General features: G+C 72.2%; 12 protein-coding genes. 11 read left to right on the forward strand and 1 reads right to left on the reverse strand.

Going from position 1 to position 17,142, the window contains the following annotated elements:
• Positions 1-304 precede the first annotated feature (304 nt).
• The 5 genes from DEJ47_RS27135 to gatB all read left to right on the forward strand — a co-directional run bounded on the left by DEJ47_RS27135 (position 305) and on the right by gatB (position 6,188).
• Entirely contained in the window at positions 305-2,518 is a 2,214-nt protein-coding gene (locus DEJ47_RS27135) for a putative bifunctional diguanylate cyclase/phosphodiesterase (protein WP_411757267.1), read from the forward strand.
• Positions 2,519-2,625: 107 nt separating this feature from the next.
• Complete coding sequence (gene gatC / locus DEJ47_RS27140) at positions 2,626-2,922, forward strand: Asp-tRNA(Asn)/Glu-tRNA(Gln) amidotransferase subunit GatC (RefSeq protein WP_010984178.1); 297 nt, start codon at positions 2,626-2,628, stop codon at positions 2,920-2,922.
• A 5-nt stretch (positions 2,923-2,927) separates the two neighbouring features.
• Positions 2,928-4,421, forward strand: coding sequence for an Asp-tRNA(Asn)/Glu-tRNA(Gln) amidotransferase subunit GatA (gatA, locus tag DEJ47_RS27145; RefSeq protein ID WP_150172523.1), 1,494 nt, complete (start codon positions 2,928-2,930; stop codon positions 4,419-4,421).
• Positions 4,418-4,657 carry a hypothetical protein gene (locus DEJ47_RS27150; RefSeq protein WP_150172525.1) on the forward strand — a complete coding sequence of 80 codons (240 nt, stop codon included), beginning with the start codon at positions 4,418-4,420 and terminating at the stop codon, positions 4,655-4,657. The genes gatA and DEJ47_RS27150 overlap by 4 nt, the downstream gene beginning before the upstream one ends.
• 16 nt (positions 4,658-4,673) lie before the next feature.
• Positions 4,674-6,188: an Asp-tRNA(Asn)/Glu-tRNA(Gln) amidotransferase subunit GatB gene (gatB, locus tag DEJ47_RS27155; protein ID WP_150172527.1), complete on the forward strand. Its 1,515-nt coding sequence runs from the start codon at positions 4,674-4,676 to the stop codon at positions 6,186-6,188.
• A gap of 81 nt (positions 6,189-6,269) precedes the next feature.
• Here gatB and DEJ47_RS27160 read toward each other — a convergent pair whose 3' ends face one another.
• Complete coding sequence (locus DEJ47_RS27160; protein ID WP_223828524.1) at positions 6,270-7,490, reverse strand: SMI1/KNR4 family protein; 1,221 nt, start codon at positions 7,488-7,490, stop codon at positions 6,270-6,272.
• A gap of 215 nt (positions 7,491-7,705) precedes the next feature.
• Here DEJ47_RS27160 and DEJ47_RS27165 point away from each other — a divergent pair, with 215 nt between their 5' ends.
• From DEJ47_RS27165 to DEJ47_RS27190, 6 genes are all read left to right on the forward strand, one after another.
• Positions 7,706-9,835: a phosphocholine-specific phospholipase C gene (locus DEJ47_RS27165; RefSeq protein WP_150172529.1), complete on the forward strand. Its 2,130-nt coding sequence runs from the start codon at positions 7,706-7,708 to the stop codon at positions 9,833-9,835.
• A gap of 213 nt (positions 9,836-10,048) precedes the next feature.
• Positions 10,049-12,310 carry an MMPL family transporter gene (locus DEJ47_RS27170; RefSeq protein ID WP_150172531.1) on the forward strand — a complete coding sequence of 754 codons (2,262 nt, stop codon included), beginning with the start codon at positions 10,049-10,051 and terminating at the stop codon, positions 12,308-12,310.
• The gene (locus tag DEJ47_RS27175) at positions 12,279-12,863 is read left to right on the forward strand and encodes a GNAT family N-acetyltransferase (protein WP_150172533.1); all 585 of its coding nucleotides are present in this window, start codon (positions 12,279-12,281) and stop codon (positions 12,861-12,863) included. The genes DEJ47_RS27170 and DEJ47_RS27175 overlap by 32 nt, the downstream gene beginning before the upstream one ends.
• Positions 12,864-12,898: 35 nt before the next feature.
• Positions 12,899-13,591 carry a hypothetical protein gene (locus DEJ47_RS27180; protein ID WP_150172535.1) on the forward strand — a complete coding sequence of 231 codons (693 nt, stop codon included), beginning with the start codon at positions 12,899-12,901 and terminating at the stop codon, positions 13,589-13,591.
• A 198-nt stretch (positions 13,592-13,789) separates the two neighbouring features.
• The gene (locus DEJ47_RS27185; protein WP_150172537.1) at positions 13,790-13,969 is read left to right on the forward strand and encodes a hypothetical protein; all 180 of its coding nucleotides are present in this window, start codon (positions 13,790-13,792) and stop codon (positions 13,967-13,969) included.
• A gap of 67 nt (positions 13,970-14,036) precedes the next feature.
• Positions 14,037-17,120 (forward strand): helix-turn-helix transcriptional regulator, encoded by a 3,084-nt coding sequence (locus DEJ47_RS27190; RefSeq protein ID WP_150175896.1) that lies wholly within the window; start codon positions 14,037-14,039, stop codon positions 17,118-17,120.
• The last annotated feature ends 22 nt before the right edge of the window (positions 17,121-17,142 follow it).

Raw genomic sequence — 17,142 nt, forward strand, 5'->3', positions numbered from 1 at the left:
CCGTGCCCCGCTGCGAACGGGGTATCACCTGCTCATCAAGAGCTTGGAAGGGGGCATCCCCTGCTCGGCGCGAGTGCGGGAGAACCGCATCTCCCCGCTCGAGCGGAATGCGGGGACGGATTCACGGGCGCGGCCGCATCAGGGCCGAGTCCGCATGGCGTGGGCACCGCCGGCTGTGAGAGGGACGGGAATGGAACCGACCGAGAGCGCCGCCCCCGACTCACGGCTGCGCGCGCGCCTGTGGCGCGCGCCGGGAGCCTGGCTGCGCGGCCGCCGGGCCGTGACGGACACCGACCCGGGCGGCATGCCGCAGCCCGCCCCCGGCTCCGGACCCTGCACCCTGAGCACTGCCGTCGAACCACGCGAACGGGCCTGGACGGCCGCACCCCAGCACGGCACCGACACCCCGGCGACTCTCGCGGGTCCCGGCGCACCGGCCGCGCAGGACGCCCGCGACCCCTGGCCGCTGCTGCCCCTCCTGACCGTCGCCGCGGCCGCCGTGCTGCTCGGCACCGGCTTCTTCCAGGCCTTCACGGGACGCCACGCCCTGTTCCCCACCGGCGCCGCGGGCTGGTCCCTCGCCATCCTCACCGGGCTCATCGTCGGGCACCTCGTCGCCCTCGGCCGCGACCGCTGGTGGGGCGGCACGGGCTCCGGCGGCGCCCTCACCGTCGCCGTCCTGCTCCTCTACGGCTGGGTGCCCGCCGGCATGGTCAGCCTCACCGTCGTCGTCCTCGTCGGCGTCGCGCGCAGGCACCGCTGGCGCCAGGGCCTGCTGCACGGCGCGGTCGACATCCTCGGCATCGGCGCGGGCGCGCTCACCCTGGCCGCGTTCGGCACGGCGCCCAGCGCCGAAACGCCCTGGCTCCCCGAGACCTGGGACCTCTACACCGCGCCCCAAGTGGCCCTGGTCGCCGTCGCCTACCTCGTCGTCACCCGCGTCCTGCTCTGGTACGTCCACGCGCCGCGCACCGAAGCCCTGCCCACCGTCACCCGCACCGCGCTCGTCCGGCAGGGCCTCCTCGGCATCGCGCTGCTCGGCATCGCCCCGCTGATCTGCGTCGTCGCGATCTCCCTGCCGATCCTGCTGCCCCTCTTCGCGATCCCGCTCGTCGCCCTCGACTCCACCCTCTGGATCGCCCGCGCACGCGCCGAGGAGCAGCTCCGCGACCCCCTCACCGGGCTGCCCAACCGGCAGTGGCTCCTCGAACGGACCTGGACCGCCCTCGACGACGCCGAGCGGATCGGCGTGCGGGCCGCGTTAATGCTCATCGACATGGACCGCTTCCGGTCGGTCAACGACACCCTCGGCCACCTCGCGGGGGACCGGCTGCTCCTCCAGATCGCGGACCGGCTGCGTCTCGCGCTGCCCCGCGGCGCGGAGGCCGCGCGCCTCGGCGGTGACGAGTTCGCCGTCCTGCTGCCGGTCGCCGACTCCACCACGTCGGCCACGCGGGTGGCCCGCCAGCTCGTCGCCGCGCTCGGCTCCCCGCTCGACCTCGACGGCCTCACCCTCGTCCTGGAGGCCAGCGCGGGCCTCGCGGTCTTCCCCGACCACGCACTCGACGCCGAAGGCCTGCTCCGCCGTGCGGACGTCGCGATGTACCAGGCCAAACGGGACCGCACGGGCGTCGAGGTCTACGAATCCAAGCGCGACTCCAACACCCCGGACCGCCTCGGCCTCCTCGGCGACCTGCGCCGGGCCCTCGACGCGGGCGACGTGGAGCTGCACTACCAGCCGAAGGTCCAGTTCGACGGACAGGTGGCCGGCCTCGAGGCGCTGGTGCGCTGGGTGCACCCCGAACGGGGGAAGGTGCCGCCCGACGAGTTCATCGCCATCGCCGAGTCGTCCGGCCTCATGCCGCACCTCACGGAGTACGTCCTGGAGACCGCGCTCGGCCAGGTCGCCAAGTGGCAGGCGCAGGGCCTGAAGGTCCCCGTCGCCGTGAACGTCTCCCCGCGCGACGTCCACACGCCGGGCTTCGCCGGGGCGGTCGCCGCCCGCCTCGCCCGCCACGGGGTCCCCGCGGGAGCCCTGCAACTGGAGATAACCGAGCACGTCCTCCTGGAGGACCCACAACGCGCCGCGGACACGTTGGCCGGGCTGACCGGCCACGGCGTCAAGATGTCCCTCGACGACTTCGGCACGGGGTACTCCTCCCTGGTCCACCTGCGCCGCCTCCCGGTCAGCGAGCTGAAGATCGACCGCTCCTTCGTGGCCCGCCTCGCCGTCGACAACGAGGACGCGGAGATCGTCCGCTGCACCGTCGACCTCGCCCACTCCCTCGGCCTGCTCGTCGTCGCCGAGGGCGTCGAGGACGACGAGACGTGGGAGCGGCTGCGGGACCTCGGATGCGACGCGGTCCAGGGCTGGCTCGTCGCCGCCGCGATGCCGGCCGAGGAGACGACGGCGTGGCTCCGCGCCCGCGGCTCCCGCGGGTGGCGCCGCCCTGCAGACGTAGCGGCGGAAGCGGCGAACGCCTCCGCGGACCAGTCCCCGGGCCACGTGGTCCAGTAACCCTCACCGGCGCCCCGGAGCCCCGGGAAGAAACCGTTTCACGGGCACGGGCCGGGGACCCATAGGATTGGGGCACAACCCGCACACTCACCCCTGAGGATCGCCGCATGCCTGGCATCACGCGCGAGGAGGTCGCCCACCTCGCCCGCCTTGCACGTCTGGAGCTGAAGGCCGAGGAGCTCGACCACTTCGCCGGACAGCTCGACGACATCATCGGCGCGGTCGCCCGCGTCTCGGAGGTCGCCGACCAAGACGTACCGCCGACCTCGCACCCGCTGCCGCTGACGAACGTCATGCGCGCGGACGAGGTCCGTCCGTCGCTCACCCCCGAGCAGGCGCTCTCGGGCGCCCCCGCCCAGGAGCAGCAGCGTTTCAAGGTGCCGCAGATCCTGGGGGAGGACTGAAAGTCATGACGGACATCATCAAGCTCACCGCAGCAGACATCGCGTCGAGGATCGCCTCCGGCGAGCTCACCGCGGTCGAGGTCACCGAGGCCCACCTGGCCCGCATCGACGCCGTCGACGAGAAGGTCCACGCCTTCCTGCACGTCGACCGCGAGGGCGCCCTCGCGCAGGCCCGCGCCGTCGACGAGAAGCGCGCCCGGGGCGAGAAGCTCGGCCCGCTGGCGGGCGTCCCCGTCGCACTCAAGGACATCTTCACCACCGAGGGCGTGCCGACCACCGTCGGCTCGAAGATCCTCGAGGGCTGGATCCCGCCGTACGACGCGACCGTCACCAAGCGCCTGAAGGCCGCCGACGTCGTCATCCTCGGCAAGACCAACATGGACGAGTTCGCCATGGGGTCCTCGACGGAGAACAGCGCGTACGGCCCCACCGGCAACCCCTGGGACCTCACCCGCATCCCCGGCGGCTCCGGCGGCGGCTCCTCCGCCGCCCTCGCCTCGTACGAGAGCCCCCTGGCCCTCGGCACGGACACCGGCGGCTCGATCCGCCAGCCCGCGGCCGTCACCGGCACGGTCGGCGTCAAGCCGACCTACGGCGGCGTGTCCCGCTACGGCATGGTCGCGTTCAGCTCCAGCCTCGACCAGGGCGGCCCCTGTGCCCGCACGGTCCTCGACGCCGCGCTGCTGCACGAGGTCATCGCGGGGCACGACGAGCTCGACTCGACGTCCATCGACGCCCCGGTCCCGCCGGTCGTCGAGGCCGCCCGCAACGGCTCCGTCCAGGGCATGCGCGTCGGCGTCGTCAAGCAGTTCCGCGGCGAGGGCTACCAGGCCGGTGTCGTCCAGCGCTTCGACGAGTCGGTGGAGCTCCTCAAGGAGCTCGGCGCCGAGATCGTCGAGCTGGACTGCCCGACGTTCGACCTGGCGCTCTCCGCGTACTACCTGATCGCGCCCTCCGAGTGCTCCTCGAACCTCGCCCGCTTCGACGCCATGCGCTACGGCCTGCGCGTCGGCGACGACGGCACGAAGTCCGCCGAGGACGTCACCGCGCTGACCCGCGAGGCCGGCTTCGGCGACGAGGTCAAGCGCCGCATCATCCTCGGAACGTACGCGCTCAGCTCCGGCTACTACGACGCGTACTACGGCAGCGCCCAGAAGGTCCGCACGCTCATCACCCGCGAGTTCGAAGCGGCGTTCGAGCAGGTCGACGTGATCGTCTCCCCGACGACGCCGACCACCGCGTTCCCGATCGGCGAGCGCGCCGACGACCCGATGGCGATGTACCTCGCCGACCTGTGCACCATCCCGACCAACCTGGCGGGCAACGCCGCCATGTCGCTGCCCTGCGGCCTCGCGCCGGAGGACGGCCTGCCCGTCGGGCTGCAGATCATCGCCCCCGCCATGAAGGACGACCGGCTGTACAAGGTCGGCGCTGCCGTCGAGGCCGCCTTCGTGGAAAAGTGGGGTCACCCGCTGCTTGAGGAGGCACCGTCGCTGTGAGTGCACTGAACAAGGCCAAGGGCTTCAAGAAGTCCAAGACCGGCACGTACCTGTCGATCGGCACCACCGCGTTCGGCGCGGTCAGCGTGCTCAAGCAGGCCAGGATGGCCCGCTCGGAGCACGACACGCTCCGTCTCGTGGATGCCGTCGTCTCCGCTGCCGCCATCGTCACCGGCGTCGCGCTGCTCGTACGCGAGCTCAAGCGCCTCGGCGACGACGACGTCCTGCTGGGCTGAGAGGGAAAGTTTCACCGTGACTGTCACTTCTGACCTGGTGTCGTACGAGGAAGCCCTCGCGACGTACGACCCCGTCATGGGCCTCGAGGTCCATGTCGAGCTCGGCACCAAGACCAAGATGTTCTGCGGCTGCTCGACCGCGCTCAAGCAGGACGCCAACAGCCAGACCTGCCCGACCTGTCTCGGCCTGCCCGGCGCCCTGCCGGTCGTCAACGAGATCGGCGTCGAGTCCGCGATCAAGATCGGCCTCGCGCTGAACTGCGAGATCGCCGAGTGGTGCCGCTTCGCCCGGAAGAACTACTTCTATCCGGACATGCCGAAGAACTTCCAGACCTCCCAGTACGACGAGCCGATCGCCTTCAACGGCTATCTGGACGTCCAGCTGGAGGACGGCGAGGTCTTCCGCGTCGAGATCGAGCGCGCCCACATGGAGGAGGACACCGGCAAGTCCACGCACGTGGGCGGCGCGACGGGCCGTATCCACGGCGCCTCGCACTCCCTCCTGGACTACAACCGCGCCGGCATCCCGCTCATCGAGATCGTCACCAAGCCGATCGAGGGCGCGGGCGAGCGTGCCCCCGAGGTCGCCAAGGCGTACGTCGCCGAGCTGCGCGAGCTCATCAAGGCGCTCGACGTCTCCGAGGCCCGGATGGACAAGGGCCAGATGCGCTGCGACGTGAACCTCTCGCTGCGCCCCAAGGGGCAGCAGGAGTTCGGCACACGCAGCGAGACGAAGAACGTCAACTCGCTGCGCTCCGTGGAACGCGCGGCGCGCTTCGAGATCCAGCGCCACGCCGCGGTGCTCAACTCCGGCGGCACCATCGTGCAGGAGACCCGTCACTTCCACGAGGACGACGGCTCCACCACCTCCGGGCGCATCAAGGACAACGCCGAGGACTACCGGTACTTCCCGGAGCCCGACCTCGTCCCCGTCGCCCCGGCCCGCGAGTGGGTCGAGAAGCTGCGGGCCGGCCTGCCCGAGATGCCGCGCGTCCGCCGCAACCGCCTCCGCGAGGAGTGGGGGATCAGCGAGCACGACATGCAGTCGATCCTCAACGCGGGTGCGGTCGAGCCGATCGTCGCCACCATCGAGGCGGGCGCCGACGCGGCGTCGGCCCGCAAGTGGTGGATGGGCGAGCTGGCCCGTAACGCCAACGAGTCGGGTGTCGCCCTGGAGGAGCTCCCGATCACTCCGGCGCATGTCGCCCGGGTGACCGCGCTCGTCTCCGCGGGCGACCTCAACGACAAGCTGGCCCGCCAGGTCATCGAGGGTGTCCTGAAGGGCGAGGGCACGCCGGACGAGGTCGTCGAGAAGCGCGGCCTGAAGGTCGTCTCGGACGAGGGCGCCCTGACGGCCGCCGTCGACGAGGCCATCGCAGGCAACCCCGGTGTCGCGGACAAGATCCGCGGCGGCAAGGTCGCGGCGGCCGGTGCGCTGGTCGGCGCGGTCATGAAGGCCACCCGTGGCCAGGCCGACGCGGCCCGCGTCAAGGAGCTGATTTTGGAGAAGCTGGGCGTCAGCGAAGGCTGAGGTCCAGGGACAGGCTCCGAGTGAGGGCGGCGCGTTCTTCGGGACGCGCCGCCCTTTCGCGTACGCATCAGCTCTCACCCGTCACGGGTTCTCCTCCCGCGGTGCCCCGAACGGCTCGAAGAACATGTGCTCCAGCGGGTCCTGGTCCTTGCGCAGCCAGAAGAAGCCGTCGCCGACAGGACTGCCGCCGCGCAGCCAGTTCAGCAGCGTCCCGGTGAAGTTCGTCTCCAGGGGCGGTCCTTGGTCCGCGTGCCGCGGGTTGACCGCGACGCGCCACCGGTCGGGGTCGTCGCCCTCGACGCACCAGCCGATCTGGTCGCCGTCGATCGTCGAGGCGACGGGCAGGAAGCCGCCGGGCTCGGGCCAGGCGGGCATCGGGTAGTACGGGGGGAAGCTCTCGCGCAGGCCGCGGTAGCCCTCCAGCATCTCCTCCGTGCCCCGCGCGAGGCCGAGCCGGTGGTCGAGGTCGAGCGGCGCCGGCATGTCGAGCCACCAGCTCCAGTTCCCCGCGCCGTACGCCCCGGCCAGCGCGACGAAGTCCGCGGGGAGGCGTGTCCCGAGCCGTTCGAAGAGCGCCTCCCAACTGCCCCTGCCCAGGTGGGGAGTGAGCGGCGGGGGTATCAGGGCGGTGATCGCCTCAAGGCCCTCGCCCTCGGTGAGCGCGGCGTGCTGGCGGGCGTCGACGTACGTCCCCCGGGGCGGCGGCGACCACGGCGCGGCTCCGGCCAGCGGCGGCCAGGTGCGCGCCTCGGGTGCCAGCGGGCCGAGGAGGCCGCCGGGTTCGCCGGGGTGGGGCACCCCGTCGTGGACCGCGGTGTGCAGGAACTCCAGGAGCGGCATCTCGTACGCCGCCCAGGGAGCGGCGCCGCCGACCGCGACGGACGTGGTCAGGAGCACCACCGGCCACGCGTCGGGGTCCTTCGAGACCGAGGTGTCCCAGAAGAGGTGGTCGCCCGCCGACGTGGTGGCGAAGGCGAGGAGACCGCCCTCGTCGGGCAGGAAGCGGCGCCGCTCCTGGGTGAACATGCCCGGCCTGATGGCCGAGTGCCGATGGGTCTCGACCACCCACGCCCCGTACGCATACCGGCCGTCGGCGCTCACGCAGGGCGTGTGCAGCCGCAGGGAAACCGTGCCGGGGCGGCCTATTTCGGCCGGGCCGTACGCCGTCACCAATGACTTGTAGTCCCCGGGGAGCGGGACTTCGAGCCAGGCCTCGACGGAGGCCCAGTCGACGGCGGGCGCGGCGTCGGCGGGCGGTCCGACCAGCTCCGTGAAGGCGGCGATGCGGTGGGCGTGTTCCATGTGTCCGAGAATGACACCCGCCACTGACAACGCCGCCCGCCGCCGTCGGCGGCGCCCTCCGCCATGGACTGCCGCGGTGAACTTTTGGACGTTCACCGCGACTTCGTCCCGCGGTCTTCACAAGGAAACCGGGCGTCACTAGCGTCCCCGCCGTACAGGTCAATGGATCAGCAGAGAACCATTGGATGTCGGCCAGGACTACTGGGAGGTCCCACGTGACTCCGGAGATTTCGCGCAGACGCCTGATGGCGATCGGCGGCGGCGCGCTCGGCACCGCCGCCGTCGGCTCGTTCCTGCCGCCGTCGCTGCAGGAGGCGCTCGCGCATGAGCCGCCGGTCCACGGCGGTCTCGACAAGATCGAGCACGTGGTCATCCTGATGCAGGAGAACCGGTCGTTCGACCACTACTTCGGTTCCCTGCGCGGCGTGCGCGGCTTCGGCGACCGCAACGCGATACGCCTGCCCGGCGGCACCTCGGTCTTCGAGCAGCCGGGCGCCCTGCGCACCATCCTGCCCTTCTCCGTACGGCAGGCAGCCGAGACGCAGAAGAAGGACCTCCAGTACATCGGCGACCTGGACCACTCCTGGAACGGCGGCGCCAAGGCCTGGCACGACGGCTGGATGGACGGCTGGGTCACCGCCAAGACGGCGGCCACCATGGCGTACTACACGCGCGAGGACATCCCGCTGCACTACGAACTCGCCGACACCTTCACCGTCTGCGACGCCTACCACTCCTCCATCCACACCTCCACCAGCCCCAACCGCAACCACCTGTGGAGCGGCAAGACGGGCTACGAGGCCAACGGCAAGCGGGCCGTCGGCAACGACGCGTACGCCGAGGGCACGCACCCGGGGTACGGCTGGGGCACGTACGCCGAGCGCCTGGAGAAGGCGGGCGTCAGCTGGCAGACGTACACCGAGTGGGAGAACTTCACCGACAACCAGATCGAGTTCTTCACCACCTTCAAGGCCATCGCCCGCAAGGCCCTGGCCAAGACGGGTCTCACCTTCATGGAGGCCTTCTACGCCAAGGTGCGCGACGCGAAGGACGAGGCCGCGCGCACCAAGCTGCTCGCCACCCTGGAGGAGGGCGTCGCCACGCTGGACAAGCGGGAGCGGTCCCTCTTCGAGCGCGGACTGCGGCGCGTCCCCACCGGCGCGCTCGCCGAGGAGTTCGCCAAGGACGTCGCGCGCGGCAAGCTGGCGAAGGTCAGCTACCTGGTGCCGTCCGCCGTGGACTCCGAGCACCCCAGCGTCTCCTCGCCGATCCACAGCGCGACCATCGTCTACAAGGTGCTCGACGCCCTCGCCTCGCACCCGGACGTCTGGCGCCGCACCGCCGTCTTCATCAACTACGACGAGAACGACGGCTTCTTCGACCACGTCCCGCCGCCCGTGCCCGGCGGCGACTCCGCCGAGGAGCGGGAGGAGCGCTGGGAGGGCAGGCCGACCGGGCTCGGCGCGCGCGTGCCGATGCTCGTCGTCTCGCCGTGGACCGTCGGCGGATACGTCTGCTCCGAGGTCTTCGACCACACCTCCGTCGTACGTTTCCTGGAGAAGTGGACCGGCGTGCGGGAGCCCAACATCAGCGCCTGGCGCCGCAAGGTCACCGGCGACCTCACCGGCGCCTTCGACTTCCGGCGCGGCCACCGGCGGCCCGACGTCGAGCGGCCGGGCGCCATCCCGCCGTTCAGCGGCCGCTGGTCCCCGCAGCCGCCCCTGGAGCAGTCCATGCCGGTCCAGGAACCGGGTGTCCGCCGCGCCCGCCCGCTGCCCTACCAGCCCGACGCCGACGCCAGGCCGGGTGAGGACGGCACGCTGGAGGTGCGGCTGCGCAACGGCGGCAGCTCCAGCGCCCACTTCGCGCTCTACCCGTACGCGGGCGAGTTCGCGGTCCCGCAGCACCAGGACGTCGTCCGCAAGGGCTCCTGGACCGTGCCGGTGCCGGGCGACACCTACGCCTTCACCGTCGTCGGGCCGAACGGCTTCCGGCGCGAGTTCGCCGGGGCCACGGGTTCTGGGGGCAAGGACGGGCACGGCAAGGACGGCGGGGCGCGGGTCGCCTCCGCGATCACGCGGCGCGAGATCCACCTCACGCTGGCCAACCGTGGCCGCCGCGACCTCGTCTTCACCGTCAAGCCGCTCGGATACGTGGACGAATCGGACGTCCGGTCGCGAACACGCACCGTCCGCGTCAAGGCCCGCAGCAGCCGTACGGTCGCCTGGCACACCGCCGACGAGCACGGCTGGTACGACGTCGAGGTGACCGCCGACGGTGACGCGGCCTTCCGGCGCCGGCTCATGGGGCACATCGAGAACGGCCGTGCGAGCGTCTCGGGCTGAGGCACGGTCCATGCGGGGGCGCGAGGGGCTCACGGTGCGCCCCCGCGCTTCCTGTACTCCTGTGAGTAAGGCCACGAACCGGACCAACGATCATCAAGGGCTGCGAAAGTGTCTGCGGCGCACATGTCGCCACTCATGCGTTCTTTGCGGGCCGTTCAGTTCGTCGACTGCCGCTCCCGGTGAAGATCCACGAAACAATCAGGGAGCCGGTCCGTGGCAGCACTTGCCCGCTGGTGCGTCAGGCACCGCCTCGTCGTCGTCCTCCTGTGGCTCCTCGCTCTCGGCGGCGCCGCGTCCGCCGCGTCCGTCGCGGGATCGGCGTACTCGAACGACTACGAAGTGCCGGGCACCGAGTCGGGTCGCGCGACCCAGCTCCTGAACGAGAACTTCCACGGCCTCGGCGGCGACAGCGACACCGTCGTCTGGCACACCGGACCCGGCACCTCCGTCCGCGCCGCCGACGTCGAGCAGACGATGTCCGACGCCCTCGGCAAGATCGCCGACCAGCCCGCCGTGGCATCCGTCGCCGGCCCCTACGACCACGGGGGCGCGAGCCGGATCAGCGCCGACGGCCGCACGGCGTACGCCACCGTCACCTTCCGCGAACAGGCCGACGACATCGCGAAGGCCGACGCGCAGGCCGTCGTCGACGCCGCCGAGGAGGCCGAATCCGACCGGCTCCAGGTCGAGCTCGGCGGCACCGCCATCGGGCTCACCGAGTCCAAGAGCGCCCAGGTCGCCGAGGTCGTCGGAGTGGCCGTCGCCGCCGTCGTCCTCTTCCTCGCCTTCGGCTCCCTCGCCGCGTCAGCCCTGCCCATCGCCACCGCCCTGGTGTCCGTCGGCACCGCGTACGCGGGCATCGTGCTGCTCGGCCACCTGATGACCGTCGCCGACTTCGCGCCGATGCTCGGCACCCTCATCGGCCTCGGCGTCGGCATCGACTACGCCCTCTTCATCGTCACCAGGCACCGCAAGGGCCTCAAACGCGGCCTGCCCGTCGCCGTCGCCGCCGAACGCGCCGTCGCCACCACCGGACGCGCCGTCGTCTTCGCGGGCGCCACCGTCTGCATCGCCCTCCTCGGCATGCTCATCCTGCGGCTCGGCTTCCTCAACGGCGTCGCCATCGCCGCGTCGCTGACCGTCGTCCTCACCGTCGCCGCGTCCGTGACGCTGCTGCCCGCCCTCCTCGGCTGGATCGGCCCGCGCGCCCTCAGCCGCCGCGAACGCCGCAGGCTCGCGGAGCACGGGCCCGAACCCGAGGTGCCGACCGGGTTCGCCGCCCGCTGGGCCGCCTTCGTGGAGCGCCACCCCAAGCTGCTCGGCGCCGTCGCGGTCCTGGTGATGGCCGTGCTCGCGCTGCCGACGCTCGGCCTGCACCTGGGCACGTCCGACCAGGGCAACAACCCGGCGAAAGCCACGACACGGCAGGCGTACGACCTGCTCGCCGACGGCTTCGGGCCCGGCGTGAACGGCCCCCTGACCCTGGTGGGCGACGTCTACGGAGCGGGCGGCCGGGTCGCCCTCGACGATCTCGTCACGACGCTCAAGTCGACCGAGGGCATCGCCTCCGTGAGCCCGGTGACGTACGACGACGGCGGCCGCGCCGCGTTCCTCACCGTCGTCCCCGAATCGGCACCGCAGTCCGAGGCCACCAGCGCGCTCGTCGACCGGCTGCGCGAGGACGTCCTGCCGCGGGCCGAGGCGGACCGCTCCCTCGACCTGCGCGTCGGCGGCGTCACCGCGAGCTACGACGACTTCGCCGAGGTCATCATCGGCAAACTGCCGCTCTTCGTGGGCGTGGTCATCGGGCTCGGCTGCGTCCTGCTCCTGCTGGCGTTCCGTTCCGTCGGCATCCCCCTCAAGGCCGCCGCGATGAACGTCGCCGCCGTCGCCTCCGCCTTCGGCGTCGTCGTCGCGATCTTCCAGTGGGGGTGGGGGAGCGAACTGCTCGGCCTCGGCAGGGCGGGCCCGATCGAGCCCTTCCTCCCCGTGATCATGGTGTCCGTGCTCTTCGGGCTCTCCATGGACTACCAGGTCTTCCTGGTCAGCCGGATGTACGAGGAGTGGCTGGAGACCGGCGACAACCGGCGGGCCGTCCGCGTCGGGCTCGCCGAGACGAGCCGCGTCATCAACTCCGCCGCCGTCATCATGATCTCGGTCTTCCTCGCCTTCGTCCTCAGCGGCGACCGCGTCATCGCGATGTTCGGCATCGCGCTCGCTGCGGCCGTCGCGCTCGACGCCTTCGTGCTGCGCACGCTGCTCGTGCCGGCCCTCATGCATCTGCTCGGCGGCGCCAACTGGTGGCTGCCGCGCCGCCTGGACCGCTTCCTGCCGCGCATCAGCATCGAGCCGCCCGAATGTCGTTCGAACGCGGGCGGCGCATCTGCGAAGATCCCGGAACAGCGGGACGTAGCCGAAGACATGACAGGGCCGAAGGAGCAGGATGTTCGCGATATCGCTGGGCGAGGGCGCTGAGCTGCGGCCGATCGAGCCGTGGCAGGCGCAGGAGTTCCTCGAACACGTCGAGCGGGCGCGGGAGTACGCGCAGGCGTGGGTGCCGTTCACCGCGACGGTGAAGGACGTGGAGTCCGCGCGGAAGCACCTCCAGACCTTCGCCGACCGGCAGGCCGCCGACACCGGCCGCTTCTACGGGATCTGGCTGGACGGCACGCTCGTCGGCGGCGTCCTCTTCCGCATCTTCGACACCAGTGTGGACGGCTGCGAGATCGGCGTGTGGCTCGAACCGTCGGCCGCGGGGCGCGGTCTGGTGAACAAGGCGTCCAAGGTCCTCATCGACTGGGCCGTCGACGAGCGCGGCATGCACCGCGTGGAGTGGCTCGTCTCCTCGCGCAACGAGCGCAGCAAGGCGGCCGCCGAGCGGCTCGGCTTCACCAGGGACGGCGTGCTGCGGGAGAGCTTTCCCTGGCAGGGCATCCGGCACGACATGGAGGTCTGGTCCGTCCTCGCGCCGGAGTGGCGGGCGCTGCGCGACGCGGGGGACGCGAGGGACGCCGGGGACGCGCGTTAAGAGAGCTCTCAGACTCCGTCCGTACGGTGCGGAGCATGGGTACTAAGACAGATGACGCTGCCGCCCCCAAGGGCGCGCCAGGGACCGGGGCCGACGCCGGGGCCGACGAGGTGACCGCGGCCGGAGAGCCGGAGACGGTCGACGTCACGAAGTCCGACGCGGCCGCCACGAAGCCGGACACGGGCACGGACACGGACACGGACGTGAACGCGGACGCCGAGTCGGGCACGGACGACGAGGCGCTGGATGCGTCCGACGCCGACGCCGACGCCGACTCCGACACCGACGCAGACTCCGACGCGGTGCCCGTGCCCGCCGCCAAGTCCGCCGGCGTCGGCCAGGGCGCCGCGGCCGTCGTCTCCGCCGCGCTCGGCGTGATCGGCCTCTCCGGCGGCTGGCTCGGCACGATCGCCGGGGCGCGCTCGACCCTCATGGGGCAGCTGGACACCAAGGCCCGGCAGTCCGCCAGCGTCTCCGACCAGCTCCAGTCGGTGTACGGCGACTCCTGGCAGGCCACCGCGATGGTCGCCGGGCTCTTCGCGCTCGCCGCGCTCGTCATCGGCTTCCTGGTCCTCGTCCGGCCCGCGTTCGGCGCCCCCGGCAAGGAGCAGGCGCCATGGATCAAGTCCGTCGCGTGGGCGGGCTTCGCGCTCGGCGTGATCGGGCTCGTCCTCGCCATCGCGAAGTACTCCGACCTGCTGCTCGGACTGCCCTCGGTCCCTTCGTGAGCGGGCCGTCGCGGGACGCCTAAGGCAAGGGCGGGGCAGGGGCTAAGGCCCCCGCCCCGCCCTCCGTCGTGTCTAAGGACCCTCGCGCTCCGGAGATGCGGCAGCCGCCCGATGTGGGCGACCCCCCTGGGAGACGAAAGTGGAGACATCGCAGGGAACGACACCGGCGATACCACCCACAACCCCGAGGGGCACGAGATGTTCGAGTACGAGATGCACCAGATGCGCGCCGCCGAGCTGGTCCGCCGGGCCGACCACCAGCGCCTGGTCGGCGAGGCCCGCAAGAGCCGCGCCACCGCCCGCCGATCGGCCCGCGACGAAGCAGAGGGGCCGGTGAGTACGCCCCTCCGGAAGATCCGCTTCATGCGGGCCGCCTGACATGACGAACTCCGCACCCCTGTCCGCTCCGCGGATAACGGGTGCCGCGGTGTCCTCGCACTGTGCGATGCTCGCGGCTGTGGAGACCAGGTCCGTCAGCCCGGTGTTCGTCGGCCGCACCGACGAACTGGGCGTACTGAACGAAGCGCTCGCCCGCGCCACGGGCACCCCGCTCGAAGGAGCCGGGGGCCCCGGCGGCCCGGGCGAGCCCCAGGCGTTGCTGCTCGGCGGCGAGGCGGGGGTCGGCAAGACCCGCCTCGTCGAGGAGTTCACCGCGGTCGCCGAGGCTCAGGGCGCCGTCGTCGCGGTCGGCGGCTGCGTCGAGATCGGCGCCGACGGCCTGCCGTTCGCCCCCTTCTCCACCGCCCTGCGGGCCCTGCGCCGCCGACTCCCCGACGAACTCGCCGCCGCGGCCGAGGGCCAGGAGGAGGAGCTCGCCAGACTCCTGCCCTTACTCGCGGGACCCGCCCCACACGGACACACCCCCGGCGGCCGCTCCGACGAGAGCACGGCCCGCCTCTTCGAACTCACCGCACGCCTCCTGGAACGCGTCTCACGCGACCGCACCGTCGTCGTCGCCCTGGAGGACCTGCACTGGGCCGACGCCTCGACCCGCCACCTCCTCGCCTACCTCTTCCGCACCTTGCGCGGCGGCCGCCTCGTCCTCCTCGCCACCTACCGCGCCGACGACATCCACCGCCGCCACCCCCTGCGCCCCCTCCTCGCCGAACTCGACCGGCTGCGCACCGTGCGCCGCGTCGAACTGGGCCGTCTCAGCAAGGACGAGGTCGCCCGCCAGATGGCCGGGATCCTCGCCACCGAACCCGAACCGTCCCTGGTGGACGACGTGTTCGAGCGCTCCGACGGCAACGCGTTCTTCGTCGAGGAGCTCGCCGTCGCCTCCCACGGCGGCGACAGCTGCGCCGGCCTGACCGACTCCCTGCGCGACCTGCTCCTCGTCCGCGTGGAGGAGCTCCCCGAGGACACCCAGCGAGTGGCGCGGATCGTCGCCGAGGGCGGCTCCACCGTCGAGTACGAACTGCTCGCCGAGGTCGCCGGGCTCGGCGAGGACGACCTGATCGAGGCGCTGCGGGCCGCGGTCGGCGCCAACATCCTGCTCGCCTCCCCGGACGGCGACGGCTACCGCTTCCGGCACTCCCTGGTCCGCGAGGCCGTCAGCGACGACCTGCTGCCCGGCGAACGCTCCCGCATCAACCGCCGCTTCGCCGAAGCACTGGAGGCCGACCCCTCGCTCGTCGCCGCCGACCAGCGCGCCGCCCGCCTCGCCACCTACTGGTACCACGCGCACGACGCGGCCAAGGCCCTGCCCGCCGTCCTCGGCGCCTCCGTCGAAGCCCGCCGCCGTCACGCCTACAGCGAGCAACTGCGCCTGCTGGAACGCGCCATGGAGCTGTGGGACGACGCACCTGACACCGTCCGTCAGGAACTGCGCCCCGCCGACTACGTCGAGGGCTATCCCCCCTGCGGCTGCGACCCCGCCACCACCCCCCTCGACTACCTGGACCTGATGGCCGAGGCCACCGTCGCGGGCCGTCTCTGCGGTGAACGCGAACGTGCCCTGAAAATCACCAGACGCGCCCTGCGCACCCTCGAAGACGGCCACGACCCGCACCGCGCCGCCTGGTTCTGGATAGCCCGCTCCCGCCTCGTCTCCACCCTGGGCCGCAGCGACGGCTGGGACGAGATAGCCAAGGCCGAGGAGCTGATGCGCGGCCTGCCGCCCTCCGAGGTGCACGCCGAGGTCCTCGTCCACCGCGCCTCCTGGGGCATGCTCCACGACCCGGGCCCAGAGACTCTCGCCGCCGCCGAACGCGCCGTCGAATACGCCCGCATGGTCAAGGCCGATGTCATCGAGCTCAACGCCCGCCTCACCCGCGGCGCCCTCCTCGTCGAGGCCGGCGACCCCGAGGCAGGCCTCGCCGAGATGTACGAGATCAGGGACCGCGTCGTCCGCGACGGCCTGGTCACCAACCTGAGCCGCGTCCACATCAACCTCCCCTCCTCCCTGGAAGGCGTCGGTCGTTCCGCCGAAGCCGTCCGCGTCGGCATGGAGGGCATCGAGTTCTGCCGCAAGTACGGCCTGGTCGACACCGAGGGCTGGGTCTGGGCCAACGTCGCCGAGTCCCTGATCTCCCTCGGCCGCTGGGACGAGGCCGCCGACGCCGTCGCCCACACCCAGCGCTGCGTCCAGAGCTCAAAACCCCGCGTCTCGGCCGCCGAACGCCTGGCCCGCATGGCCCTCCACCGCGGTGACCACGCCGCCGCCACCCGGCACATGCAGACCGCCCACCATCACCTCGGCACCCACGACCCCCAGCCCCAGTACCTCCTCGTTCTCCTCCGCATCGCCCTGGGCGTCGCGGCCGCCGAGGGCCGCATCCTCGACGCCCGCGCCGAACTCGAACGCGGCCTCGCCCCCGGCCTCCCCTTCGGCACCTACAAGTACGGCTGGCCCCTCCTGCTCGCCGCCGCACGGATGGAGGCCGACGCCCGCGGCCTGCCCGTCGCCGAACCCGGCCGTCCCGCCGCCCTCGCCCGCATCCGCTCCGCCACGAAGACCCTCGCCACCCCCATCCCGCTCTGGCGGGCCTACGACGAATGGACCCGCGCCGAACTCCGCCGTGCCGAAGGCCGCGACACCCCCGCCGACTGGACCACCGTGGTCACCGCCGTCGAACCCCTCGACCGCCCCTTCGACCTGGCCCGCGTCCGCCTGCGCCTCGCCGAGTCCCTCCTCGGCCCGGACACCACCGTCCGCGAGCGCGCCACGGGCCTGCTGCGCCAGGCGGCGGAGGTCGCCGACCGGCTCGACGCCCGCCCGCTCTCCGACGAGATCACCCGACTCGCCCAGCGCGCCCGCCTCACCCTGAACCCCGCCGAGGCCACCCGCGCCCCCGAGCCCCCGGCCGACCCCGCGGAGGCGCTGGGTCTGACCAGCAGGGAGCGGGACGTCCTGCGGCTGGTCGCCGTGGGCCGCAGCAACCGGCAGATCGCCGAGGAGCTCTTCATCTCCCCGAAGACGGCGAGCGTCCACGTCTCCAACATCCTCGCCAAGCTGTCCGTCACCGGCCGCGGTGAGGCCGCCGCACTCGCCCACCGCCTGCGCCTGTTCCCGTCGGCGCTGCGCTGACCTGCACGTTCCCGCGCCCCAG

This window comes from Streptomyces venezuelae (genome assembly GCF_008642355.1).
GTDB classification, from domain to species: Bacteria; Actinomycetota; Actinomycetes; order Streptomycetales; family Streptomycetaceae; genus Streptomyces; species Streptomyces venezuelae_B.